This window comes from Pseudomonas sp. QLc11A (genome assembly GCF_052112305.1).
Classification (GTDB): domain Bacteria; phylum Pseudomonadota; class Gammaproteobacteria; order Pseudomonadales; family Pseudomonadaceae; genus Aquipseudomonas; species Aquipseudomonas laurylsulfatiphila.
Map to the genome: position 1 here is coordinate 230,034 of NZ_JAVAJJ010000008.1, position 24,541 is coordinate 254,574.

The window sequence follows — 24,541 nt, forward strand, 5'->3', positions numbered from 1 at the left end:
TGATCTACGGTGATTTTCTCGCCCGCAGTGTGCGGGGCATCTCTTGTGCGCCACCCAGCGGTCTCAGCATTGCTTACAACTAACCTTAGTTAATTGATAAAAAATGATGAGGCGCCAACCATGGCAGATTTATACGAAAACCCGATGGGCCTGATGGGCTTTGAATTCATCGAGCTCGCATCGCCGACCCCGAACACCCTGGAGCCGATCTTCGAGATCATGGGCTTCACCAAGGTGGCGACCCACCGCTCCAAGGACGTGCACCTGTATCGACAGGGCGCGATCAACCTGATCCTCAACAACGAACCCCACAGCGTCGCCTCGTACTTTGCGGCCGAGCACGGCCCGTCGGTGTGCGGCATGGCGTTTCGCGTCAAGGATTCGCAAAAGGCCTACAAGCGTGCCCTGGAACTCGGCGCCCAGCCGATCCACATCGAAACCGGCCCGATGGAGCTGAACCTGCCGGCGATCAAAGGCATTGGCGGCGCTCCGCTGTACCTGATCGACCGTTTCGGTGAAGGCAGCTCGATCTATGACATCGACTTCGTGTTCATCGAAGGCGTTGACCGCCACCCGGTCGGTGCCGGCCTGAAGATCATCGATCACCTGACCCATAACGTGTATCGCGGTCGCATGGCCTACTGGGCCAACTTCTACGAGAAGCTGTTCAACTTCCGCGAAATCCGCTACTTCGACATCAAGGGCGAGTACACCGGCCTGACCTCCAAGGCCATGACCGCACCCGATGGCATGATCCGCATCCCGCTGAACGAAGAATCGTCCAAGGGCGCCGGGCAGATCGAAGAGTTCCTGATGCAGTTCAATGGCGAGGGCATCCAGCACGTTGCGTTCCTGTCCGATGACCTGATCAAGACCTGGGACCACCTGAAAAGCATCGGCATGCGCTTCATGACCGCGCCGCCGGAAACCTACTACGAAATGCTCGAAGGCCGTTTGCCGAACCACGGCGAGCCGGTCGGCGAACTGCAGGCGCGTGGCATCTTGCTGGACGGTTCGTCCGAGTCGGGCGACAAGCGTCTGCTGTTGCAGATCTTCTCGGAAACCCTGATGGGGCCGGTGTTCTTCGAATTCATCCAGCGCAAGGGCGACGACGGTTTCGGCGAAGGCAACTTCAAGGCGCTGTTCGAATCCATCGAGCGTGACCAGGTTCGTCGTGGCGTGTTGTCCACGGACTAAACCATTACACCGATAAACCTGTGGGAGCGAGCTTGCTCGCGATGGCGGTGTGTCAGTCAACATTGATGTTGAATGTACAACCGCCATCGCGAGCAAGCTCGCTCCCACATTGTTTTGTGTCGGTGGTTAAGGCCTGCGCTGCCGCACCAGATGCTTGAACCCTTCGAACACCAGCACCAGCACCGCCATCCAGATCGGGATGTAGGTCAGCCATTCGCCGGCCTTGATGCTCTCTCCCAACAGCAGCGCCACGCCCAGCAGCAGCACCGGTTCGACGTAGCTCAACAAGCCGAACAGGCTGAACGGCAGCAGGCGGCTGGCAATGATGTAGACCACCAGCGCCGACGCGCTGATCACACCGAGCAGCGGGATCAGCAGCGACAACCATGGATGCTGGTCAAACACGCCAAAACCCTGTGCACCACTCTGAACGAACCAGAAGGCCACCGGCAGCGTCAACGCCATGTCCAGCCACAAGCCGCCGAGGTTGTCTGCTGCCAGCCGTTTGCGCAGAACGAAGTAGGCCGGATAACCAATGCAGACCAGCAAGGTCGCCCAGGAAAAACCACCGACCTGATACACCTCGTTGACCACGCCCAGGCAGGCGAACACCACGGCGACCTTTTGCAGGTACGACAGGCGTTCGCCATAGGCGATCCGCCCGGTCAACACCATGGTCAGCGGCAGCAGGAAGTAACCCAGGGATACATCCAGGCTGTAACCGTTGAGCGGCGCCCACATGAACAGCCACAATTGCACGCCGAGCAGGGCAGAGGAGGCGATCAGCGCGCCAATCAGCTTCGGATCGGCCTTGGCGCGCCGCACGATCTCCAGCACGCGCTTCCACTCGCCGGACACCACCATGAACACGGTCATGCACGGCACGGTCAGCAGCATGCGCCAACCGAAGATTTCCACGCCGCTCAAGGGGGTGAGCAGCGATGTGTAGTAATACATGACGGCAAACAGCACCGAGGCTGAAACCGATAGGGCGATACCTTTAGACAAGCTGTCCTCGCGTGATTTTGAGTGAGAGTGAAACGGGCGCAGAGGATACGTGTTTTTTCAGGCGAATATTGACCGATCAATCAACACGGAACCTGTGGGAGCGAGCTTGCTCGCGATAGCGGTACACCAGCCAACATTGATGTTGAATGTGAATCTGCTATCGCGAGCAAGCTCGCTCCCACATGGGAAAGGGCTGATCAGCTAATGCGCGGTTTACGCCCCGACACAAAATGGCTCACATCATTGAACCCCGGTGTCGACGCATGCCCCGGTGTCACCAGTGAATCGATGAACGCCTCATCCTCGACCGTGATCTTCACAGCCTGCGCCTTAGTGTAGGCGTCCCATTGCGCTTCGGTACGCGGCCCGACAATCGCCGAGGTCACGGCGCTGTTGTTCAGCACCCAGGCAATCGCGAACTCGACGATGCCAACGCCGCGCTCCTGGGTGTACTGCTGGATCTGCTGGGCGATGCGCAGGGATTCGACGCGCCATTCAGTCTCAAGGATGCGTTTGTCCTGGCGACCGGCACGGCTGTTGGCGTCCGGTTCCACATCCGGCGCGTATTTGCCGCTGAGCACTCCGCGCGCCAGCGGGCTGTAGGGCACCACGCCCAGACCATAGTTTTGCGCCGCCGTGATTTGCTCGGTTTCAGCCTGGCGGTTGACGATGTTGTACAGCGGCTGGCTGATCACCGGCCGGTCAACGCCGAGCTTGTCAGCCACGCGAATCACTTCAGCGATGCGCCAGCCACGATAATTGGACAGGCCCCAATAGCGGATTTTGCCCTGGCGAATCAAGTCGCCGATGGCCGATACCGTGACGTCCAGCGGCGTGTTGTGGTCTTCACGGTGCAGGTAGTAGATGTCGAGGTAGTCGGTGCCCAGGCGCGTCAGGCTGGCGTCGAGACCGTTGAACAGATGCTTGCGGCTCAGACCGCTGCGGTTGGGCACACCGTCCACGGGACCGAAGCCGACCTTGGTGGCCAGCACCCATTCATGACGGCGGCTGGCGATGGCCTCGCCGACGATTTCCTCGGAACGGCCGTTGGTATAGACGTCGGCGGTGTCGATGAAATTGATGCCCTGGTCCCAGGCCTTGTCGATGATGCGCAGGGAGTCTTCGGTACTGGTCTGTTCGCCGAACATCATGGTGCCCAAGGTCAGGGTGGACACCTGCAGACCCGAATGACCCAGTGTGCGATAGCTCATGAGCAAATCCTTTTACCGGTGGGAAAGGCTCAATCAGATACCAGAACTGCACCCTGGAGCAAACGCAAATCGAATCAAATGTGGGAGCAGGCTCGCTCCCACAAGGGTGGTGGTGCTTAGGCGCGCAACGTACGGGTCATGCGCAACGCCAGCAGACTGCCGCAGACAATCACCCCCGCCAGCAGGTACAGCGCCGCATCGGTCGAACCGGTGCTGTCCTTGACCCAACCCACCAGGTACGGGCTGAGGAAACCGGCCATCTGGCCCATCGAGTTGATCAGCGCCAGGCCGCCGGCGGCAGCGCCGGCACTGAGCAGGGCGGTCGGCACGGGCCAGAACATCGGCAGGCCCGTGAGGGCGCCCATGGTGGCGATGGTCAGACCGAGAATCGCGATGGCCGGGTTGGCGGCGAAGTTCACCGCGATCAGCAGCCCCAGCGCGCCCATCAGCATCGGCACCACCAGATGCCAGCGACGTTCTTTGCGCAGGTCCGCCGAACGGCCCACGATCAGCATGAACACCGCAGCCAGCAGGTAGGGAATCGCACTGAGCCAGCCGATTACCAGGTTATCGCCAAAGCCCAGGTTCTTGATGATCGATGGCAGCCAGAAGTTGATCGCGTAGACGCCGCTCTGGATGCAGAAGTAGATCAGGCCGAAGGCCCAGATCGCCGGGTTCTTGAACACCGCCAACAGCGAATCCGTCGTGGTTTTCGGTTTGTTGGCCAGGTCTTCAGCGTGGTCGGCTTCCAGCACCGAACGCTCGAAGGGGGTCAGCCATTTCGCATTGGCGTAACTGTCACTGAGCAGGAAATAAGCCAGCGCACCGAGGATCACCGTCGGAATGCCTTGCAGCAGGAACATCCACTGCCAACCGGCGAGGCCGCCCTGGCCCGCGGCGAAGTGGTTGAGAATCCAGCCGGAGAAGGGGCTGCCGAGCAGGCCGGATACCGGGATCGCCGACATGAACAACGCCATGATGCGGCCACGGCGGAAGGTCGGGAACCACTGCGAGAGATACAGCACCACGCCCGGAAAGAACCCGGCTTCGGCGGCACCGGTGAACAGGCGCAGGGTATAGAACTCGGTCGGCGTGGTGACGAACAGCAGGCAGGTCGACAGCGTGCCCCAGGTCATCATCATCAGCGCGATCCAGCGCCGAGGACCGAATTTCGTCAAGGCCAGGTTGCTGGGTACGCCGCACAGCACGTAACCGATAAAGAAGATGCCGGCGCCCAGGCCGTACACGGTTTCGCTGAACTTCAGCGCGTCGAGCATCTGCAGCTTGGCAAATCCAACGTTGACCCGGTCGAGGTAGTTGAACAGGTAGCAGATGAAAATGAAGGGGATCAAACGCAGGGTGATGCGTTTGTAGACGGCGTTTTTGTCGTCAGCGATGGCCTCGGACGCTACGGCGCTCTGTGTCATGGCGGCTCTCTCTTTATTATGATTTTTTGCGATGCAAAGGGTAACGTTGATCGCCCAGAGAGTCTTGACCACCCTCAGGGCGGCTGTCTTTGTGCCTGAGCACAGGGTTTGCAACCAAGGCCTGTGCGGGTGAACAACCCGTTCCATCACCGTCTTCAAGGATCACTTGCATGTTCGAACTCGATCACGACCTGGCCCAGGACATCGTCGACCGGGCGATGGCCATCCTGCCGTACAACGTCAACGTCATGGACAGCCAGGGCCTGATCCTGGGCAGTGGCGAACCGGAACGGGTCAACACCCGGCACGAAGGTGCGCAACTGGTCCTGGCCAACGGCCGCGTGGTGGAGATCGATGCGCAGACGGCGATTCATCTCAAGGGCGTGCAACCGGGCATCAACCTGCCGCTGTTGCTCGATCAGCGCCTGATCGGCGTGCTGGGTATCACCGGCGAACCCGAGCAACTGCGCACCTATGCCGAACTGGTGCGCATGACCGCCGAGATGCTGGTAGCCCAGCGCAATCAGCAGGCCGAACAGCAATGGCGGCGCCAGCGCTGTGATGATCTGTTGGCGCTGCTGCTCAGCGAAGCCGGGGACTCTCCGCGACTGATCGATGAAGCGCAGCAGTTGGGCCTCAAGCCGCAAATGACCCGGGTGCCGTACCTGTTCGAACTGGGCCTGGAACATGCTGCGGGGCAAACCGTCGAGGCACTGAGTGCCTGGTTGACCACCCGCCACCCGGACAGTTGGTGCGTCAGCTCGGCCAAAACTTCGTTGCTCTGGTGTCGGCCCGCGAGTCAGTCGGTCGAGAACGAGCGTTTGCTGGACAAGCTTGACGGCCTCGGCTGGAACATCCTGCGCATTGCCGTCGGTGGGCAAGCCGATGGGCTGGCGGGGTTGCGTCGCTGCTATCGCCGGGTCGGTGACTTGCTGGCCTACGGGCGCGAAGTGTTGCCGCGCTCCCGGCTGTTGACGCTCAACCGCTATCGACTGCCGGTGATGCTCTGGCGCCACCGCAACGACGACGCCCTCGACGAATTGCTCAACCCGCTGCGCAAGGTCATTGCCAAGGACAGCAATGGTCAGTTGCTGGCGACCCTGCGCAGTTGGTGTGAACACGACGGCCAGAGCCAGGCCTGCGCCGAGGCGCTGGGCATTCATCGCAACAGCCTGCGTTATCGCATGGAACGGATTGCCGAGCTCAGCGGCGTCGATCCGCTGCGGCTTGATGGAATGCTCGCGTTGTATCTGGGCGTGCAACTGCTGCCCGAGCCAGACTCAATTTCGTGAGCGACAAAATCCCCCTGTAGGAGCGAGCTTGCTCGCGAAAAACCAGAGGACGCCGCGGTAAGTCTGATTTCCCGCGTCATCGTTACCCTCCATCGCGAGCAAGCTCGCTCCTACAGGTGAAACGTCTGCCTCGGGTTTTGTGGAAATGAACAATAATCCTCAACACCGCTTGTGCAGCGGACCGGCGTTATTGTTCATGGCGGCTGGCAGCATGTGGGCATTGGAACTGGAGAATTCCCATGAAAATCGTAATCGCCCCCGACTCGTTCAAGGACAGCCTCAGCGCTCAAGGCGTAGCCGACGCCATTGCCTTGGGATTGGCGCAGGTCTGGCCTGATGCCCAACTGGTCAAATGCCCGATGGCCGACGGCGGGGAAGGGACTGTCGAGTCGATTCTTGCCGCCTGCGAAGGCGAACTGCGTCGCACCCTGGTTCGCGGGCCGCTGGGGGCCATGGTGGATGCCGCCTGGGGATGGTTGCCGCAGAGCCACACCGCAATCATCGAAATGGCCGAGGCCAGCGGTTTGCAGTTGGTCCCGGTGGCGCAGCGGGATGCGTGCATCAGCAGCACCTTCGGCACCGGGCAATTGATCCGTGCCGCACTGGATGCCGGTGCACAACGGGTGATCCTGGCGATTGGCGGCAGCGCGACTAACGACGGCGGCGCCGGTGCCGTGCAGGCCCTGGGCGTGAAATTGCTGGACGCTCAGGGGCAGACGCTGTCACCGGGCGGACTCGCCCTTGCGCAATTGGCCCGGGTGGACCTGAGCGATATCGATCCGCGTCTGGCGCAGGTGCGCTTCGACATCGCTGCCGACGTCAATAATCCGCTGTGCGGCCCCCACGGCGCCTCGGCGATTTTCGGCCCGCAAAAAGGCGCCTCGCCCGTGCAGGTCCAACAACTGGACCGGGCGCTGGGGCACTTTGCCGACCATTGCGCGGCCGCTTTGAGCAACGACGTTCGCGACGAACCGGGGAGTGGCGCGGCGGGTGGCCTGGGGTTTGCCGCCAAGGCGTTCCTGGGTGCGCAGTTCAAGGCCGGAGTCGAGGTGGTCGGCGAACTGGTGGGTCTGGCCGAGGCGGTTGCAGGCGCCGATCTGGTGATCACCGGCGAAGGGCGTTTCGATGCGCAAACCCTGCGCGGCAAGACGCCATTCGGTGTGGCGCGTGTCGCCAGGCAACACGCCGTGCCGGTCATCGTCATCGCCGGCACGCTGGGCGAGGGGTATCAGGCGCTTTATGAGCACGGCATCGACGCTGCGTTCGCCCTGGCAAGCGGGCCGATGACCCTGGAACAGGCCTGTGCCGAGGCGCCGCGCTTGCTGCGTGAGCGGGCAACCGACATCGCGCGTGTCTGGCGGATGGCCGTCCGCTGCGACTGAGGGTTTTTCTGTGGCGAGGGGGCTTGCCCCCGTTGGACTGCGAAGCAGTCCCGCTTTTTGCCTGGTAAATCCAGTATACGTATTGCGGCTGCTGCGCAGCCGAACGGGAGCAAGCCCCCTCGCCACAAAGTCCCCGATGGCAATTTCGAGGGTGGATTTGAACGCCATGCTGGCGCGTTTCGTGATTTGAGATAGGGTTGTGGCTTGGAGTACCCGCGCGACAGGAGAACAACATGCGCTACTCAGCCTTGACCCAACGAATCGCCGGTGACGGTGCGGCGGCCTGGCAGATTCACGATCGAGCGCTGCACTTGCGCGAACAGGGCGTCGACGTCCTGCTGTTGTCCATTGGCGACCCCGACTTCGATACGCCGCAACCCATTGTCCAGGCCGCCATCGCCAGCCTGTTGGCCGGTGATACGCACTACCCTGAAGTGCGCGGCAGTCGAGGGCTGCGCGACAGCATTGCCCGCCGGCATCGGCAACGCAGTGGCCAGGTGGTGGATGGCGAACACGTGATCGTCTTTCCGGGGGCGCAGTGCGCGGTGTATTCGGTGGCGCAGTGCCTGCTCGACCCGGGCGATGAAGTGATTGTCGCCGAGCCGATGTACGTGACCTATGAAGGCGTGATCGGCGCGTGTGCGGCCACCGTGGTCCCGGTGCCTGTGCGCCCGCAGAACGGGTTTCGCGTCGACCCGCTGGATGTCGCGGCGCGGATCACGCCCAAGACACGCGCCATACTGCTCAACAGTCCGAACAATCCATCCGGCGCCAGTTTGCCACTGGCCATCTGGCAAGAGCTGGCGGCACTGTGCATTCGTCACGATTTGTGGCTGATCAGTGACGAGGTCTACAGCGACTTGCTGTACGAAGGCCAGCACATCAGCCCGGCGAGCCTGCCGGGCATGGCCGAGCGCACCGCGACGATCAACAGCCTGTCCAAATCCCACGCCATGAGTGGTTGGCGGGTGGGCTGGGTGATTGGGCCCAAGCCCATGGCGGGTCACCTGGTCAATTTGTCGCTGAGCATGTTGTTCGGTATCCCGGATTTCGTGCAGAACGCTGCGCAGTTGGCGCTGGACCGGGACCTGCCGGAAGTGGCCTCGATGCGTGAAGAGTATCGCCAGCGCCGCGACCTGGTGTGTGCAAGCCTGGGGCAATGCCCGGGGCTCAAGCCGATACGCCCGGACGGCGGAATGTTCGTGATGGTCGATGTGCGCCAGACCGGGTTATCGGCCCAGCGCTTCGCCGAGCGACTGCTGGAAGGTTATGGCGTGTCGGTGTTGGCCGGTGAAGCATTCGGGCCGAGTGCGGCGGGACATATCCGCATCGGTCTGGTGGTGGATCAGATGAAGCTGGCTGATGCATGCCGGCGCATTGCTTTGTGTGCGACGGATTTGCTGGAGGTGCGGCGGGCCTGAAGGATTTGTGTTGCCTGTGCTGCCCTCTTCGCGAGCAAGTCGAATCGTCGCACCGCCGCTCCCACATTTGATCTTTATTGTTCACAAGTACTGTGTTCACAGCAAATCCATTGTGGGAGCGGGCTTGCTCGCGAAGGCTGCCTGACAGGCACCGAATACCTCAGCCCTTCCACGCCCCAACATTCACCAGATTGGCCGGCCGCTCACCGGCCAGCGCCGCCAACAGGTTGTCCACCGCGCACCTGGCCATGGCCTCCCGTGTTTCATGGGTGGCCGAGCCGATGTGTGGTGTGGCCACCACGTTGTTCAACTGCAGCAACGGCGAGTCCTGATTCAAGGGTTCGTGGTCGAACACATCCAGCCCCGCCGCGCGAATCCGGCCCGTGCGCAAGGCTTCGATCAGCGCCGCTTCGTCCACCACTTTACCCCGCGAAATATTGATGAAGATGGTCTCGGGACGCATCTGGGCGAACTGCTCTGCGCCGATCAGCCCTTGGGTTTCAGCGGTCAGCGGTAACGTCAGGCAAACGAAATCGGCCTGTTGCAACAGTTCCGGCAGGCTTCGATAGCGCGCATTGAACCGCTGTTCCACTGCCGGTTTCGGTGACTGGCTGTGGTAGATCACCGGCATGCCAAACCCGAAATGCCCGCGCTGCGCCAGGGCCTCGCCAATACGGCCCATGCCGATGATGCCCAGGGTTTTGCCGTGCACGTCGCTGCCGAAATGCGCAGGGCCGATGTTGCGGTTCCATTGGCCGGCGCGAACCAGATTCGCCAGTTCCACTACCCGCCGGGCGGTCGCCAGGATCAGTGCAAACCCCGTGTCGGCGGTGGTTTCGGTGAGCACATCCGGCGTGTTGCTCAGCAGGATTCGCCGTTCGGTGAGGTAGTCGATGTCGTAGTTGTCGACGCCCACCGAGACGCTGGCAATGGCTTGTAGGTCGGGCGCCAGGTCGAGCAGTTCGGCATCCAGCTTCAGGCTGGCACCGAGCAAACCGTGAGCGAGGGGCAGGGCCTCGCGCAGTTTGCCCAGGCCCTCGGCATCAAGGTTTTCGACCAGCGTCACTTCGGCCTGCTCGTGCAAGCGAGCCATCAATAGCGGCGAGAGTTTCTTGTAGAGGACGACCTGCTTTTTCATCTTCGGGATCTCAACTTCAATTCAGGAATGTGCCGTGGCGGCGCGCGTTACCGTGGCCGAGGGCCGCTCCCGGTCGCTGGCGCCGGGCTTGAGGAAAATCGTCAGTACCACCGAGAACATCAACGCGCCGCTCATCAACAGGTACGACGCACCCGGCGAGCCGGTGGAGCTGTTCAGGTAACCAACCAGATAGGAACCGCCAAACGATCCGAGGGCGCCCATGCTGTTGATCAGCGCCATGGCGCCACCCGCGACGTTGGCCGGGAGGATCTCCGGGATGATCGCGAAGAAGGGGCCGTAAGGCGCGTACATGCAGGCGCCGGCAATCACCAGCAGGGTGTAGGACCACCAGAAGTGTTCGGCACCCAGGGCGTAGGAGCCATAGAAGGCGATCGAGGCAATCAGCAGTGGCGGCCAGACGAAACGTTTACGTTTTTGCAGTTTGTCCGAACCCCAGGACACCAGCAGCATGCCGATCACTGCCGCCAGGTACGGCAGCGCCGACAGCCAGCCGGCCTGGACCATGTCCATCTGCGCGCCGGCCTTGAGGATCGACGGCAGCCACAACACGAAACCGTACACGCCAATGCTCCAGCAGAAGAACTGCAGGGCCAGGATGATCACTTTGGGAGAGCGGAAGGCTTCGGCGTAGTTCTTCACGGCCTTGATGCCGACCTGTTCGGCGGCCAGTGCGCTTTCCAGATCCTGCTTTTCCTGATCGTTGAGCCACTTGGCCTGTGACGGACGATCATCGGCCAGGCGCCACCAGATGAATGCCCACAACACCGCGGGCAAACCTTCGACGATGAACATCCAGCGCCAGCTGTAGTGCTGCACCAGGTAGCCCGAGACCACTGACATCCAGAGCATGGTCACCGGGTTGCCGAGGATCAGGAAGGTGTTGGCCCGCGAGCGTTCGGCGCGGGTGAACCAGTGGCACAGGTAGATCAGCATCGCCGGCATGACGGCCGCTTCGACCACGCCGAGCATGAAGCGAATGACGATCAGCCAGTAGGCATTGGAGACAATCCCGGTCAAGGTCGCCAGGCTGCCCCAGAGGATCAGGCTGACGAAAATCAGCTTCTTCACACTGTGTTTCTGCGCGTAGATCGCGCCGGGTACCTGGAAGAAAAAGTAGCCGAGGAAGAACAGCGCGCCGAGCATCGACGACAAACCTGGTGTGATCATCAGGTCCGCCGCCATGCCGGACGCGGCGGCGAACCCATAGTTGGCGCGATCCAGATACGCCAGGCTATAGGTGATGAACACGATGGGCATGATGTACCACCAGCGGCGGGTGGCGAGCGTTGCGGTTTTCATGAGTGGTGCTCCTGAGCTTGTTGTTTTTGTCGCAGCAGGTAACGGTGTTTAGATCTTCAGTGACTGTGCTGGCCTCATCGCGGGCAAGCCCGCTCCCACAGGATCGAGTCCGACGCAAAACCTGTGGGAGCGGGCTTGCCCGCGATGGCGGCCTCGAATTCGCTGAGCATTTCGGATCGGGTAGGCAACCCCTCCATATCCCCCCGGCTCTGCACCGCACGGCTGCCAATCCAGTTGGCGCGTTTCACGGCCTCGGCAAAGCTATGGTTTTCCAGCAGCGCGCTGATCATGCCGACGGCAAAACCATCGCCGGCGCCCACCGTATCGACCACCGTTGCCACCGGCACGCCAGCGACGAAACCTTGATCAAGATGGGTGCGGTAGTAAGCACCGTGCGGTCCAAGCTTGATCGCCACAGCTTCGGCGCCCTGGTCGAGGTAGAAGGCGGCAATGTCGGCCGGGTCTTCGAAACCGCTCAGCAATCGACCTTCGCTCAAGCCCGGCAGCACCCAATGGGCGAGGGCGGCGAGGCGGTTGATCTCGGTGATCATTTGTCGTTCGCTGGCCCACAGGCTCGGGCGCAGGTTCGGGTCGAGGGACACGCTGCGCCCGGCCTCGCGCATGCGCGTCATCAACTCGAACGACATCTGCCGCGCCGACTCCGACAGCGCCGGGGGAATGCCGGTGGCGTGCAGGTGTCGGGCCTTGAGCAACTCGGGCACGATCGAGTGCGGCGACAGGTGACTGGCCGCCGAACCACGGCGGAAGTACTCGACCACCGGGTCGCTGCCATCGTCGGTGCGGGACTTGAGTTGAAAACCGGTCGGGTGGGCGGTGTCGATGTCGACGTGACGGCAATCCAGGCCTTCTTTTTCCAGGGTGTCGACCACGAACCGGCCCAACGAATCGGCACCGACCCGACTTAGCCATGCCACGTTGAAGCCAAGCCGGGACAAACCGATCGCCACATTGCTGTCAGCCCCGGCGATGCGTTTGTGGAAGGCGCCAACGCTGGCCAGGTCGCCATCCTGCTCGGCAACGAACATCGCCATGGTTTCGCCGAAGGACAGAATATCGATCTCAGACATGAGCACTCTCCCGTTGCGCCTGGCCGAGGCGGGCGAGGGCCGCCACGTGTTCGCGGGTCAGTTGCACCAGGTCATCGCCTTGCAGCGGATACTCCGCGGCCCGCATGACGCCTTGGGCCATGTGCCCCAGCAGCTGTTCCCACTGATGCAAGTCGCTGGCGGTCGGCGCGATGGCGACCAGCTTGTCGTCGGCACGACGCGTAACCGCTTTGCAGTGCACATAGCCGACGTGGCGTCCGAGGAGGCGCGCGGCGCTGGCGGCGGACTGGTCCTGCCAGTGCCAATTGCCGATATCGAAGGTCATCTTGATCGGCAAGTGGTGTTGCTCGACCTCAGTGAAAAAGCGCTGGAAGGGTTCGATGCGCCCGCCGTGCAGGGTCTGGTCGTTTTCCACCAGCAACTGCACGGGGCTGGCGTCCAGCAGCCGGGCGAGGGCGTGCAGGTCGCAGTTGTCAGTGAAATAACCCAGGGACACTTTCAGCCATTTGGCACCGAACGCCTGGGCGCGTTGCAGGGCGGTGATCAGTGCTGGATTGGGCCTGGATTGTCCGGCCAACCAGAGTTCCATTGGCGATGAATACACGCTCTCCAGGCCTTCTGCCTGAGTGGCATTGGCCAGTTGAACGGGGTCCTCAATGGTCAGCAATTCCTCGCGCCACTCAATACGCGTGGCGCCGGCGGCGGCCAGTACTTCGATAAAACTGCCTTGGCCGCGCTGGCGCACCAGGTCGGCGCCGTAGCTGGAAAGGCTGATGGAAACGGCGGGTTTGTTCATTGTTGTTTTACCTCTGAAACCGGTTTCATTTTTGTTCAAAAAAAAGGGTGATTTTTAGGGCCCCATCGCGGGCAAGCCCGCTCCCACAGGATCTCTGGGGTACACAGCATTTGTGAACGACACAAATCACTGTGGGAGCGGGCTTGCCCGCGAAGGGGCCGGAACATTCACCGAAAATTTCCAAGGGTCGACCCCCTGACAATCAACCGCGCCGAAAAATCCAGCGTCCGCACTGCCCCGTCATCCCCCCGCAGCCGCTTGAGCAAACACTCAAACGCACTGGCGCCAATCTCGGTTGTTGGCTGGGCCAGCGCAGTTATCCCGCTACCCACCAACGGATACCAATCCAGGTCATCGAGGGCGATCAAGCCCACATCCTCGAACAGGTTGCACTTGAGTTCACGCAACGCATGGGTGCAGGTCAGCGCCGCAATGCCGTTCGCGCAAAACAGCGCTTTCGGGCCGGGGCCGGGCGTGTCGAGGAAGGTTGCAAGTTTTGCGGTCAGTTCACTGCCGGTTTCGATGAGGCTGCCATGGAGGGCCGGGCGCAGGGCAATTTGCGCCTTGAAACTGGCGACCCGCTCGATCCGTGAACTGGTGCCATCGAACGGTTCGGTCACCATCAACACGTCGCGGTAGCCGCGTTCTTCAAGATGCGCAAGGGCCATTTCAACGGCTGCCGGATTGTCCAGCCCGACCATGTCGCTCTCAAGGTGCTCGACCTTGCGGTCCACCAGCACCAGGGGCATTTCCCGGTGCAGTTCGTGCAATTCGTCACGGTGATGACCGAGGGTGTTCACGATCAGGCCTTCGATGTTGTACGAGCGCAGCAGGGCCAGGTGCTGGCGCTCTTGCTCGTCGTCGCGGTCGGTGTTGCACACCACCAGGCTATAGCCGTGCTGACGGCAGGCGGTTTCCACCCCGTGCATCACGGCAATTGAATAAGGGTTGCGGATATCGGCCACCAGCATGCCGATCAGGCGGGTGCGCCCGCGTTTCAGGCCTCGGGCCATCTGGTTCGGGCGATAGCCCAGTTCGGCAATCGCCTGCTCGATGCGTTGGGCGATGGCATCGGAGAGCAGGGCGCGGTCTTCGCCGATGAACCGTGAAACGCTGGCCTTGGAGACCTTGGCGTGTTCGGCCACGTCGAGCATGGTCACGCGGCTGCGCTGGGCGGCGGAGAAATCGTTCACGGTCTGAAACCTTCTTATTGGATTTATAAGGTCGAGCGCTTCGTGAGATAGCGCTGAAACCGGTTTCAGAAGACACCAAAAGCCAATTCGCCGTCAAGCCCCGGATTGTCGATTGTCGAAAAAACACTGACCGGTGGCGTTCAGGCCAGCACACTCAGCCACGCTGAACCCAGCAGCACCAGGCCCATGCAGCGATTGAAACGTTGCATGGCCCGGGGCGAGCGCAACCAGCGACTCGACCCGGCACCGAGCAGCGCCCAGCCCCCCAGGCAGGGCAAGGAAACCAGAAAGAACACCCATGAAAGATTGATCACATGGACGAGCCGATCTTCGCCCGCTCCAGCGAAGACACTGACCACCGCCAGCGCCATCATCCAGGTTTTCGGGTTGATCCATTGCAGGCTGGCGGCGCCCACCCAACCCAGTCGAGCAGCGGTTTTCTGCGTGCTGATGGCTTCGGCCGGCGAACGGATGATCTGCCAGGCCAGATAACTCAGCCACGCTACCCCGACCCATTGCATGACGTTTTGCAACGCGGGCCAGGCCGTCAGTGAAGAGCCAACGCCCGTGCCCACCAGCAACACCAGCGTCGCGGCACTGGCGCAGGCGCCGAAGATAATCGGCAGAGCGGCGCCCAAGCCGTATCGGGCACTGTTGCTGAGCACCAGAATATTGGTCGGTCCGGGTGTGATGGACGCCACAAAGGCAAAGAGCAGGAAGGGCAGCAACGTCGGGAAAGAAGAGAGCATCGCGGGCAAACTCCGGTAAAGATCAGTGAAACCGATCTTCACAATCCCCGGCGTTACTTGTCTGGAAGATTTGAGCAGCGCTTGCGGTACAGCGCCGGTGTCAGGCCGTAGGCGCGCACGAACCATCGGCCCAGATGGCTCTGGTCGGCAAAGCCCAGCGCCATCGCCACCGTCGCCGGTTGCTCGCCTCGGGCCAGCATTCGCCGGGCGGTTGCCAGGCGCAATTGCACCAGATACGCGTGGGGCGCCATGCCGTAAGCGGCCTTGAACGCGCGGGTCAGGCGGAAGCGGTCGACACCTGTGACGGCTGCCAGTTGATCGAGGCCGATGTCGTATTGCGCGTTGGCATGCAGGTAGTCCCGGGCCTTCTGCGCCACGCGCGGCAGACGCGGGTCCTGGCCATCGCGTGCGCGCCAATGCAAGTGGCTGGTCAGGCGCTCGAGCAACGTGTCGAGGGCGGTCTGGCGGACGATCTTCAGCTCACCGCGATGCAGGGTTTCAAACGCCAGGCTGGTGGCCTGGGCCAGGCGCGCATCGCAGGCCAGGGTGGCGGCGAAACTCAGTTGGCTGTTGTCGGGGGCATGATCGAACACGGCGCCGAGTTCGCGCTGTAACCACTGCGGATCGAGGTACAGCATGCGGTAGGTAAAACCGTCGGCGGTCGGTGCGTCACCGTCATGGATGTCACCGGGCTCGAGCAAAAACACCTTGCCCGGCGTGCTCTGGTGCCTGGCCCGTCGGCAATTGAATTGCTGGACCCCTTGCTCGGTGACGCCCACCAGATAACTGTCATGCCAGTGCGGGTCGTAGGCGTGACCTTCGAAATGCGCGCGCAGAGTCTCGATGCCGGTGTCGGCGTCCTGGGACAGGTCGATCCAGTTGTGAGGGCTCATCTTGCACCTGCGGGGCGGATTGCCGAGCTATTTAACGCCTGCTGCAAGTGCGATGACTAGAACGTTTGTGCAGGCATCAGTTGAACAGGCCCGCCGCAATATTGATTGAGAACCCGAGGATGGCAGTGTTGAACAGAAAACCGATCAGCGACTGCGCCAGCACGATCTTGCGCAAATCACGGGTCGCCACGCCGACATCCGAGGTCTGCACCGCCACGCCGACGGTGAACGAGAAGTACAGGAAGTCCCAGTAATTGGGCGTCGTCAGGCCTTCAGCAAAGCGCAGCGCCGGCTCTTTGCCTTCCCAGGTGTAAAACAGGCGCGCGTAGTGCACGCTGAAAATCACCCCGATCAGCAGCCACGAGCCGATCACCGAAAAAGCAGTGAAGCCGTAGTGCAGGAGCTTGCGCGTGGTTTCAAGGTCTCTGCTGCCAGCCAGTTCGAAGGTGATAGTCGCCAGGCTGGCCAATGCCGCGATGCACACCACCAACAGCACCAGTCCGGCGTTTTCATCTTCGATTTCGGCGATGCGTTTCACGTCGGTCGCTTTTGAACGCACGGTGAGCCAGGACATCAGGATCAGGTAAGTCCAGACTCCGGCATTCCAGCCGATGAGGATTTTACTGATCACCGAATCGGCCGGAACCAGGATGCCCGCCGCGATACCGAGCGTCGTGGCGGCGGACAGGCGAGGGTGGGTGTGGGTGAGGTAGGGCATGGAGGCTCGACGGGTTGGGGCGATGCAATCACCTTAGCCCAGGGTGGTCAGTTCTGACTATATTCCTGAAACCAATGAGATCCCTGTGGGAGCGGGCTTGCCCGCGATGGCGGACCGTCTGGCAACATTGATGTTGGATGTGACGGCCTCATCGCGGGCAAGCCCGCTCCCACAGGTTTTTGTGGTGTTGGTCAGTATGGTTTATGGCGCTTGCGCACCAGTTTCATCACCACCACAAAAAACACCGGCACGAACACCACGGCCAGCGTCGCCGTGATCATCCCGCCGATCACCCCGGTGCCGATGGCCTGCTGGCTCGCCGAACTGGCGCCGGTCGCGATCGCCAGGGGCACCACGCCAAGGATGAACGCCAGCGAAGTCATGACGATCGGCCGCAACCGCAGGCGGGCCGCTTGCAGGGTGGCGTCGACCAGGTCGTGGCCTTCGTCGTACAGGCTCTTGGCGAACTCGATGATCAGGATCGCGTTCTTCGCCGACAGGCCGATGATGGTGATCAGCCCGACCTTGAAGAACACATCGTTGGGCATGCCGCGCAAGGTCACGGCCAGCACCGCGCCGAGCACACCCAGCGGCACTACCAGCAGCACCGAGGTCGGGATCGACCAGCTCTCGTACAACGCCGCCAGGCACAGGAACACGATCAACAGCGACAACCCCAGCAGGATCGGCGCCTGGCTGCCGGACAGGCGTTCCTGCAGCGACAACCCGGTCCATTCCTGGCCCAGGCCCGCCGGGCCTTGCGCCACCAACCGCTCGATCTCGGCCATGGCTTCGCCTGTGCTGTGGCCCGGCGTCGGTTCACCGGAAATGCTGATCGCCGGATAGCCGTTGTAGCGGGTCAACTGCGCCGGGCCCTGGGTCCATTTGGCCTGCACGAAGGCTGACAAGGGCACCATTTTTCCGTGGGTGTTGCGCACGTGGATCTTCAGCAGGTCTTGCACCTGGCTGCGCTGGTCGCCCTCGGCCTGCACCACGACGCGCTGCATCCGCCCCTGATTGGGGAAGTCGTTGATGTACGCCGAGCCCACGGCCGTGGACAGCACGTTGCCGACGTCGGCAAAGGACACCCCCAGCGCGTTGGCCTGCTTGCGGTCGACCACCAGTTGCACCTGCGGCGCCTCGGCCAGGGCGCTTTCGCGCACGTTCATCAGGATCGGGCTTTTTTCGGCGGCCGCGAGCAAGTCGGTGCGCGCTTGCATCAGCTTCTCATGGCCGAGACCACCGCGATCCTGCAGGCGGAACTCGAAGCCGCTGGACGTACCCAGGCCATCCACGGGCGGTGGCAGCACGGCAAAGGTCACCGCGTCCTTGATCTGGCTGAGGGCGACGTTGGCCCGGTCGGCAATCGAGCTGGCCGAATCGTCGCTGCCGCGCTCGGACCAGTCTTTGAGCGTGCTGAACGCCAGCGCCGCATTTTGCCCGCTGCCGGAGAAGCTGAACCCGAGAATCACCACGCTGTCGCGAATGCCCGGCTCACCGGCGTTGTGTGCTTCCACCTGCTCGGCCACCTGCACCGTGCGGTTCTTGCTCGCGCCCGGTGGCAACTGGATGTCGGTGATGGTGTAACCCTGGTCCTCCACCGGCAGGAACGAGGAGGGCAGGCGACTGAAGGCCAGGCCCAGGCCGATCAGCAGCACGCCGTAGATCAACAGGTAGCGCCCGGTGCGTTTCAACGCGTAGGCGACCCAGCCTTGATAGCGCTCGGTCAGTTGCTCGAAGCGGCGGTTGAACCAGCCGAAGAATCCGCTCTTTTCGTGGTGCTCGCCTTTGGCAATCGGCTTGAGCAGCGTCGCGCACAGGGCCGGGGTCAAGGTCAGGGCGAGGAAGGCCGAGAACAGGATCGAGGTGGCCATCGACAACGAGAACTGCTGGTAAATCACCCCGACCGAGCCTTGCATGAACGCCATCGGAATGAACACCGCGACCAGCACCAGGGTGATGCCGATGATGGCCCCGGTGATCTGCCGCATGGCCTTGCGCGTGGCTTCCTTGGGCGACAGGCCCTCGGTGGCCATGATGCGCTCGACGTTCTCCACCACCACGATGGCGTCGTCCACCAGAATGCCGATGGCCAGCACCATGCCGAACATGGTCAGCACGTTGATCGAAAACCCCAGCGCCAGCATCGTCGCAAAGGTGCCCATCAACGCCACCGGTACCACCAGCGTCGGAATCAGCGTGTAGCGGATGTTCTGCAGGAACAGGAACATCACTGCGAACACCAGCAGCATGGCTTCAAAGAGGGTGTAGACCACCTTGGTGATCGAGACCTTGACGAAGGGGGAGGTGTCGTACGGGATCGAGTACTCGACGTTCGCCGGGAAGTAGCGCTTGAGTTCATCCATCTTCGCCCGCACCAGGGTCGCGGTGTTCAGGGCGTTGGCGCCCGGCGACAACTGCACGGCGACGGCGGTGGACGGCTTGCCGTTCAGGCGCGTGGAAAACTGGTATTCCTGGCTACCGATCTCGACCCGCGCCACATCGCTGATGCGCACGGTCGAACCGTCCGGGTTGGCCTTGAGAACGATGTCGGCAAACTCTTCGGGGGTCGACAACTGACCCTTGACCAGAATGGTCGCGGTGATTTCCTGGGTGGTGCGGGTCGGCAGATCGCCGATGCTGCCGGCCGACACCTGGGCGTTTTGCGCGACGATGGCGGCGTTGACGTCCGCTGGCGTCAGGTTGAAGGCGAGCAGTTTCTGCGGGTCGATCCAGATCCGCATCGCCCGCTCGGCGCCATACAGCTGCGCCTTGCCGACGCCGTCCAGGCGCTTGATCTCGTTCATCACATTGCGCGCCAGGTAATCGCTGAGCGCCACGTCGTCGAGTTTGCCGTCGCTGGAGGTCAGGGTGATCAACAGCAGGAAACCGGAGGAGACTTTCTCCACCTGCAAACCTTGCTGGATGACCGCTTGCGGCAGGCGTGACTCCACGGCCTTGAGGCGGTTCTGCACATCGACCTGCGCCAGTTCCGGGTTGGTGCCCGGCTGGAAAGTGGCCTTGATGGTCGCGCTGCCGAGGCTGCTCTGGGATTCGAAATACAACAGGTGATCGGCGCCGTTGAGTTCTTCCTCGATCAGGCTGACCACGCTTTCGTCCACGGTTTGCGCCGAAGCGCCGGGGTACACGGCATAGATTTCGATCTGCGGCGGCGCGACGTCGGGGTACTGGGCGACCGGCAACTGCGGAATGGCCAGGGCACCGGCCAGCAGGATGAACAACGCGACCACCCAGGCAAACACCGGGCGGTCGATAAAGAACTGCGGCATAAAAAAGCGTCCTGCTTACTGACCAGTCACCTGGGCAAGTGGAAGAGGGGAGTCGTCGATCTGCACTTTCTCGCCGGGGCGGGCGTGCTGCAGGCCCTCGATGACGATGCGGTCGCCGGCTTTCAGGCCGCCGGTGACGATCCAGCGATCGTTCTGCACGGCGCCCAGTTCGACCGGTTGCTGGCCGACGCGCTGTTCGGCGTCGAGCAGCAGCACCTGGGCGATGCCCGCGCTGTCGCGCTGGATGGCCCGTTGCGGCACGCTGATGCCCTGGCGGTTGACCGCTTGTTCCAGGCGCACGCGCACGAAACTGCCGGGCAGCAGGTCGAGGTCGGGGTTGGGGAACTCACTGCGCAGGATGATCTGGCCGGTGCCCGGGTCGACGGTGATGTCGCTGAACAGCATTTTGCCCGGCAGCGGGTAGAGGCTGCCGTCATCCTGAATCAGCGTGGCCTTGGCCTGGTCCTGGCCGACCTGCTGCAACTGGCCGGAACGGAAGGCGCGGCGCAGTTCGTTGAGCTCACGGGTGGACTGGGTCAGGTCGGCATGAATCGGATTGAGTTGCTGGATCAGCGCCAGCGGCGTGGTTTCGTTCTGCCCGACCAGCGCGCCTTCGGTGACCAGCGCACGGCCGATGCGCCCGGAAATCGGCGCGGTGACGGTGGCGTAGCCGAGGTTGAGTTTCGCCCGCTCCACCGCAGCCTTGTTGGCCGCGACGTCGGCGGCGGTCTGTCGCACGTTGGCCCGGGCGTTGTCGTAGTCCTGGCCGCTGATGGCCTTGTCGTCGATCAACTGGGCATAGCGCTGTTCCTGCAACCGGGCCTGGAACGCGTTGGCCTCGGCCTTGCGCAGCGCTGCTTCGGCGCTGTCCAGATCGGCCTTGAACGGTGCCGGGTCGATGCGGAACAGGACATCGCCCTGTTTCACGTCACTGCCTTCACGGAAGGTGCGCTGCAGGACTACGCCGGCCACGCGGGCACGCACTTCGGCCATGCGTGGTGCGGCAATCCGTCCGCTCAGTTCGCTGCTGATGGTCAGTGGTTGTGCTTCGATGGTCTCGATGCGAACCGTGGCCAGCGGCGCCTGTTCCTCGGCGTTCGAGGCCTTGTCGCACGCGGCCAGTGTCAACGCCAGAGCAATCAGACTGAGCCTGGCAAGCAGATTCTTCGACATGTAATACCCCAATAAAGACTCCCAGCATCCTACTGGGCGCAGGCGAGGGTAGCGGTGAAGCTTTGTTGGTGCTGTGTGAAATTGTGTAAGGGTTTTACTCGGAGACGAGTGAGGGCGTATATCCTTCAGTCCTTGAACTTTATTGCGCCTGTCAGGCCGCCTTCGCGAGCAGGCTCGCTCCCACATTTGAAATGCGGTCCCCTGTGGGAGCGAGCCTGCTCGCGAAGAGGCCAATGCAGACGCCACGGCTCTTTCTGGAAACACCCCATGCCCAACATCCTCCTGGTCGAAGACGACACCGCCCTCGCCGAACTGATTGCCAGCTACCTGGAGCGCAACGGTTATTCCGTCAGCGTGATCGGTCGCGGTGACCATGTGCGCGAACGTGCGCGGCTCAATCCGCCGGACCTGGTGATCCTCGACCTGATGCTGCCCGGCCTCGACGGCCTGCAAGTCTGTCGCCTGCTGCGCGCCGATTCGGCGACCTTGCCGATCCTGATGCTCACCGCCCGCGACGACAGCCACGATCAGGTACTGGGCCTGGAAATGGGGGCCGACGATTACGTGACCAAACCCTGCGAGCCACGGGTGCTGCTGGCGCGGGTGCGGACCCTGTTGCGCCGCAGCAGCCTCAGCGAGCCGCAGACCGCCAACGACCGCATTCTGATGGGCAACCTGTGCATCGATCTGTCCGAACGCACCGTGACCTGGCGCGAGCAATTGGTGGACTTGTCCAGCGGTGAGTACAACCTGCTGGTGGTGCTGGCCCGGCATGCCGGGGAGGTGCTGAGCCGCGACCAGATCCTGCAACGCCTGCGCGGCATCGAATTCAACGGCACCGACCGTTCGGTGGACGTGGCGATTTCCAAGTTGCGGCGCAAGTTCGACGACCACGCCGGCGAGGCGCGCAAGATCAAGACCGTATGGGGCAAGGGCTACCTGTTCAGCCGTTCCGAGTGGGAATGCTGAGCCGATGTTCAGAATCCTCTTTCGCTTGTACCTGGTGACCATCGTTTCGTTCAGCGCGGCGATTTATCTGGTGCCGGATCTGGTGGTCAAGGTGTTCCAGGAGCGCTTTGTCACCTACAACCTCGATTACTCCCGTGGCCTGCAAACGCTGATCGTCAAACAGTTTCACGCGGCCCCGGCCGAACAGTGGCCGGCCCTGGCCGCTGAGATGGACAAGGACTTCAATCCGCTGCACATCGTGCTCAGCGGTAACGATGACAGCAGCCTGACGCCCGAAGAGCAGCAGCGCTTGCAGCGGGGCGAGAACGTTGTGCGCGTGGGTGACTGGGGCTGGCGCACGCTGGCGGTTGCGCCGCTGAATGAGCGCACCGTGGTGCAAATGGTGGTGCCGCCGGACCCGCTGGACGTCAACCTGTTGTACTGGAGCATCAACGTACTGATCGGCGCGACCATGCTCGCGTGCCTGTTGCTGTGGTTGCGCCCGCACTGGCGTGACCTGGAACGCCTCAAGGGCGCGGCCGAGCGCTTTGGCAAGGGCCACCTGGGCGAGCGCACGCAAATCTCCCCGAGTTCCAACATCGGCAGCCTGGCCAGTGTGTTCGACACCATGGCCGGCGACATCGAGAACCTGCTCAACCAGCAGCGCGACTTGCTCAATGCGGTGTCCCACGAGTTGCGCACGCCGCTGACGCGCCTGGATTTTGGCCTTGCGCTGGCGCTGTCCGACGACTTGCCGGCAGCCAGCCGCGAACGCCTGCAAAGCCTGGTGGCGCACATCCGGGAGCTCGATGAGCTGGTGCTGGAGCTGCTGTCCTACAGTCGCCTGCAAAACCCGGCGCGACTACCGGAGCGGGTCGAAGTGTCGCTGGATGAGTTCATCGACAGCATCCTTGGCAGCGTCGACGAGGAGCTGGAATCCCCGGAGATTGTCATCGACGTGCTGCTGCACGGCCAGCTCGAACGCTTCAACCTCGACCCGCGCCTGACCGCCCGCGCCTTGCAAAACCTGCTGCGCAACGCCATGCGCTACTGCGAAAAGCGTATCCAGATCGGTGTGCAGGTCTGTGCCGGCGGCTGTGAAATCTGGGTCGACGATGACGGTATCGGCATTCCGGATGACGAGCGCGAGCGGATTTTCGAACCCTTCTACCGTCTCGACCGCAGTCGAGACCGCGCCACGGGTGGTTTCGGGCTGGGATTGGCGATCAGCCGCCGCGCCCTGGAAGCCCAGGGCGGCACGCTGACGGTGCAAGCCTCGCCGCTGGGCGGGGCGCGGTTTCGCTTGTGGTTGCCATTGCCGGTCTGATTTCGACAAACGGCCGCATCATCTGTCAGGTTTGACAGTAGCAAGGTGCCACGCTTACGGGTCTCATTAGCCTGCGAAGTCAATACAGGCGGCGAGGCTGGAGGGACGAATGGGCGCGCCAATAATAAAAACCTGCGGGCAGGGCACGATCAGTGCGATCAGGGAAGTCAAGGTCGAAAGCGTGTCGACAAAATTTGCGATGGTCATGCCTGATGGCGGCTGTTGCACCTTGGCGATCCGGATTGGACCGAACATGACCGCAGAGGGTAACGCCTGTTTTCTTGTCGGCGATGCGGTGAGATTCACGATGACGAGCGGGGTGGATGGTGTGCCGCCAAGGGTACAAGACCTTGAGAAGTCGGGCGTCGGCCGCAGTACAACATGATGGTTTGCGGGGGCTTTTTACGCCCCCGCAAACCTGTGCCTGCGTATCAAGCGCTCAACCGGCCCCGCAACAGTTTGGCCATCTCCTCCAGATCCGTCATTGGCTGATGCCCGATCAGCATCCAGGCGTGCTCCATGTCCGCCCAATACACGATGTTCAGCTCGCGTCGCTGTTCCCGGGCGAAATGGCGGCTGCCGCTGTTGGAGCGGGTCACGCACAACGCCATGGGGCCGTGCGCCGGATCGAGGTAGGTGATCTGGGCGATGGGGGCGCCGTCGTACTCGAGGATTTGCGCCCGCTTGAACTCGGCACGGGGCAGGCTCAGTTTTGCCGGCGCGAGGTCGAGGCCCAGGCGCGCATCGATGGTCTGCAGTTGGGCCCGTTGGGAGGCTTCATCAGCGGGCAGGTGATCCAGGGTTTCCGGCACGTAGAGCGCCATGTAGTCGGCCACCAGACCGCGCCAGCTGTGAGTCTGCTGACTCGCTCGCCAGCCGAGGAACAAACGGTCCGCCAGCACGCCGCCAGCCAGCAGCCCGGCCGCGGCGGCCAGGAACCAGCGTCGGCTGAGCCCGGGGCGGGCGGGGGAGGGAAGCGTGGCAAGCATGG

At 62.4% G+C, this 24,541-nt stretch carries 21 protein-coding genes; 6 read left to right on the forward strand and 15 right to left on the reverse strand.

All coding sequences use genetic code 11. The features are described 5' to 3' along the window. Window positions 1-120: 120 nt before the first annotated feature. Window positions 121-1,197, forward strand: a complete 1,077-nt coding sequence (hppD, locus tag Q8X48_RS14545) for a 4-hydroxyphenylpyruvate dioxygenase (protein WP_095966635.1) — start codon at window positions 121-123, stop codon at window positions 1,195-1,197. Window positions 1,198-1,323: 126 nt separating this feature from the next. On the opposite strand, the gene rarD is transcribed toward hppD, so the two are convergent. The 3 genes from rarD to Q8X48_RS14560 all read right to left on the reverse strand — a co-directional run bounded on the left by rarD (window position 1,324) and on the right by Q8X48_RS14560 (window position 4,843). After that, entirely contained in the window at window positions 1,324-2,205 is an 882-nt protein-coding gene (gene rarD / locus Q8X48_RS14550) for an EamA family transporter RarD (protein WP_407802339.1), read from the reverse strand. A gap of 197 nt (window positions 2,206-2,402) precedes the next feature. Then, entirely contained in the window at window positions 2,403-3,416 is a 1,014-nt protein-coding gene (locus Q8X48_RS14555; protein WP_407802338.1) for an aldo/keto reductase, read from the reverse strand. 116 nt (window positions 3,417-3,532) lie between these two features. Next, complete coding sequence (locus Q8X48_RS14560) at window positions 3,533-4,843, reverse strand: MFS transporter (protein WP_407802337.1); 1,311 nt, start codon at window positions 4,841-4,843, stop codon at window positions 3,533-3,535. 170 nt (window positions 4,844-5,013) lie between these two features. Between Q8X48_RS14560 and Q8X48_RS14565 the strand changes: the two genes are divergently transcribed. From Q8X48_RS14565 to Q8X48_RS14575, 3 genes are all read left to right on the forward strand, one after another. Continuing rightward, window positions 5,014-6,135: a sugar diacid recognition domain-containing protein gene (locus Q8X48_RS14565; RefSeq protein ID WP_407802336.1), complete on the forward strand. Its 1,122-nt coding sequence runs from the start codon at window positions 5,014-5,016 to the stop codon at window positions 6,133-6,135. A 239-nt stretch (window positions 6,136-6,374) separates the two neighbouring features. Then, the gene (locus Q8X48_RS14570) at window positions 6,375-7,517 is read left to right on the forward strand and encodes a glycerate kinase (protein WP_407802335.1); all 1,143 of its coding nucleotides are present in this window, start codon (window positions 6,375-6,377) and stop codon (window positions 7,515-7,517) included. Window positions 7,518-7,750: 233 nt separating this feature from the next. After that, window positions 7,751-8,938, forward strand: coding sequence for a pyridoxal phosphate-dependent aminotransferase (locus Q8X48_RS14575; protein WP_407802334.1), 1,188 nt, complete (start codon window positions 7,751-7,753; stop codon window positions 8,936-8,938). Between the two features lie 160 nt (window positions 8,939-9,098). On the opposite strand, the gene Q8X48_RS14580 is transcribed toward Q8X48_RS14575, so the two are convergent. The 10 genes from Q8X48_RS14580 to Q8X48_RS14625 all read right to left on the reverse strand — a co-directional run bounded on the left by Q8X48_RS14580 (window position 9,099) and on the right by Q8X48_RS14625 (window position 21,275). After that, a complete protein-coding gene (locus tag Q8X48_RS14580; RefSeq protein ID WP_407802333.1) occupies window positions 9,099-10,076 on the reverse strand; it encodes a 2-hydroxyacid dehydrogenase in 978 nt (325 codons plus the stop codon). Between the two features lie 21 nt (window positions 10,077-10,097). Beyond that, complete coding sequence (locus Q8X48_RS14585) at window positions 10,098-11,396, reverse strand: MFS transporter (protein WP_102675164.1); 1,299 nt, start codon at window positions 11,394-11,396, stop codon at window positions 10,098-10,100. A gap of 74 nt (window positions 11,397-11,470) precedes the next feature. Continuing rightward, complete coding sequence (locus Q8X48_RS14590; protein ID WP_407802332.1) at window positions 11,471-12,484, reverse strand: sugar kinase; 1,014 nt, start codon at window positions 12,482-12,484, stop codon at window positions 11,471-11,473. Then, window positions 12,477-13,259: a sugar phosphate isomerase/epimerase family protein gene (locus tag Q8X48_RS14595; protein ID WP_407802331.1), complete on the reverse strand. Its 783-nt coding sequence runs from the start codon at window positions 13,257-13,259 to the stop codon at window positions 12,477-12,479. The genes Q8X48_RS14590 and Q8X48_RS14595 overlap by 8 nt, the downstream gene beginning before the upstream one ends. 167 nt (window positions 13,260-13,426) lie before the next feature. Continuing rightward, window positions 13,427-14,452 carry a LacI family DNA-binding transcriptional regulator gene (locus Q8X48_RS14600; protein WP_407802330.1) on the reverse strand — a complete coding sequence of 342 codons (1,026 nt, stop codon included), beginning with the start codon at window positions 14,450-14,452 and terminating at the stop codon, window positions 13,427-13,429. A 140-nt stretch (window positions 14,453-14,592) separates the two neighbouring features. After that, a complete protein-coding gene (locus Q8X48_RS14605) occupies window positions 14,593-15,201 on the reverse strand; it encodes a LysE family translocator (protein ID WP_407802329.1) in 609 nt (202 codons plus the stop codon). 53 nt (window positions 15,202-15,254) lie between these two features. After that, window positions 15,255-16,094, reverse strand: a complete 840-nt coding sequence (locus Q8X48_RS14610; RefSeq protein ID WP_407802327.1) for an AraC family transcriptional regulator — start codon at window positions 16,092-16,094, stop codon at window positions 15,255-15,257. A 76-nt stretch (window positions 16,095-16,170) separates the two neighbouring features. Then, on the reverse strand, window positions 16,171-16,812 hold the full coding sequence (locus Q8X48_RS14615) for a DUF1345 domain-containing protein (protein ID WP_407802326.1): 642 nt from the start codon (window positions 16,810-16,812) through the stop codon (window positions 16,171-16,173). A 191-nt stretch (window positions 16,813-17,003) separates the two neighbouring features. Beyond that, window positions 17,004-20,102 carry a multidrug efflux RND transporter permease subunit gene (locus Q8X48_RS14620; protein WP_407802325.1) on the reverse strand — a complete coding sequence of 1,033 codons (3,099 nt, stop codon included), beginning with the start codon at window positions 20,100-20,102 and terminating at the stop codon, window positions 17,004-17,006. Between the two features lie 15 nt (window positions 20,103-20,117). Continuing rightward, on the reverse strand, window positions 20,118-21,275 hold the full coding sequence (locus Q8X48_RS14625) for an efflux RND transporter periplasmic adaptor subunit (protein ID WP_407802324.1): 1,158 nt from the start codon (window positions 21,273-21,275) through the stop codon (window positions 20,118-20,120). Window positions 21,276-21,542: 267 nt separating this feature from the next. Between Q8X48_RS14625 and Q8X48_RS14630 the strand changes: the two genes are divergently transcribed. Next, complete coding sequence (locus Q8X48_RS14630) at window positions 21,543-22,244, forward strand: response regulator transcription factor (protein ID WP_007970971.1); 702 nt, start codon at window positions 21,543-21,545, stop codon at window positions 22,242-22,244. Window positions 22,245-22,248: 4 nt separating this feature from the next. Then, a complete protein-coding gene (locus Q8X48_RS14635) occupies window positions 22,249-23,550 on the forward strand; it encodes an ATP-binding protein (RefSeq protein WP_407802323.1) in 1,302 nt (433 codons plus the stop codon). A gap of 66 nt (window positions 23,551-23,616) precedes the next feature. On the opposite strand, the gene Q8X48_RS14640 is transcribed toward Q8X48_RS14635, so the two are convergent. Together Q8X48_RS14640 and Q8X48_RS14645 are read right to left on the reverse strand one after the other, a co-directional pair. Next, window positions 23,617-23,856 carry a hypothetical protein gene (locus Q8X48_RS14640; protein ID WP_407802322.1) on the reverse strand — a complete coding sequence of 80 codons (240 nt, stop codon included), beginning with the start codon at window positions 23,854-23,856 and terminating at the stop codon, window positions 23,617-23,619. Between the two features lie 125 nt (window positions 23,857-23,981). After that, the coding region (locus Q8X48_RS14645; RefSeq protein ID WP_407802768.1) for a transcriptional regulator at window positions 23,982-24,541 on the reverse strand (560 nt) is incomplete at its 5' end.

Bases quoted from the DNA above. Each gene is read 5' to 3' on its own strand.
- hppD (WP_095966635.1), top strand. From the start codon at position 121: ATGGCAGATTTATACGAAAACCCGATGGGCCTGATGGGCTTTGAATTC.
- Q8X48_RS14555 (WP_407802338.1), bottom strand. From the start codon at position 3,416: ATGAGCTATCGCACACTGGGTCATTCGGGTCTGCAGGTGTCCACCCTG.
- Q8X48_RS14560 (WP_407802337.1), bottom strand. From the start codon at position 4,843: ATGACACAGAGCGCCGTAGCGTCCGAGGCCATCGCTGACGACAAAAAC.
- Q8X48_RS14565 (WP_407802336.1), top strand. From the start codon at position 5,014: ATGTTCGAACTCGATCACGACCTGGCCCAGGACATCGTCGACCGGGCG.
- Q8X48_RS14570 (WP_407802335.1), top strand. From the start codon at position 6,375: ATGAAAATCGTAATCGCCCCCGACTCGTTCAAGGACAGCCTCAGCGCT.
- Q8X48_RS14575 (WP_407802334.1), top strand. From the start codon at position 7,751: ATGCGCTACTCAGCCTTGACCCAACGAATCGCCGGTGACGGTGCGGCG.
- Q8X48_RS14580 (WP_407802333.1), bottom strand. From the start codon at position 10,076: ATGAAAAAGCAGGTCGTCCTCTACAAGAAACTCTCGCCGCTATTGATG.
- Q8X48_RS14585 (WP_102675164.1), bottom strand. From the start codon at position 11,396: ATGAAAACCGCAACGCTCGCCACCCGCCGCTGGTGGTACATCATGCCC.
- Q8X48_RS14590 (WP_407802332.1), bottom strand. From the start codon at position 12,484: ATGTCTGAGATCGATATTCTGTCCTTCGGCGAAACCATGGCGATGTTC.
- Q8X48_RS14595 (WP_407802331.1), bottom strand. From the start codon at position 13,259: ATGAACAAACCCGCCGTTTCCATCAGCCTTTCCAGCTACGGCGCCGAC.
- Q8X48_RS14605 (WP_407802329.1), bottom strand. From the start codon at position 15,201: ATGCTCTCTTCTTTCCCGACGTTGCTGCCCTTCCTGCTCTTTGCCTTT.
- Q8X48_RS14610 (WP_407802327.1), bottom strand. From the start codon at position 16,094: ATGAGCCCTCACAACTGGATCGACCTGTCCCAGGACGCCGACACCGGC.
- Q8X48_RS14615 (WP_407802326.1), bottom strand. From the start codon at position 16,812: ATGCCCTACCTCACCCACACCCACCCTCGCCTGTCCGCCGCCACGACG.
- Q8X48_RS14620 (WP_407802325.1), bottom strand. From the start codon at position 20,102: ATGCCGCAGTTCTTTATCGACCGCCCGGTGTTTGCCTGGGTGGTCGCG.
- Q8X48_RS14625 (WP_407802324.1), bottom strand. From the start codon at position 21,275: ATGTCGAAGAATCTGCTTGCCAGGCTCAGTCTGATTGCTCTGGCGTTG.
- Q8X48_RS14630 (WP_007970971.1), top strand. From the start codon at position 21,543: ATGCCCAACATCCTCCTGGTCGAAGACGACACCGCCCTCGCCGAACTG.
- Q8X48_RS14635 (WP_407802323.1), top strand. From the start codon at position 22,249: ATGTTCAGAATCCTCTTTCGCTTGTACCTGGTGACCATCGTTTCGTTC.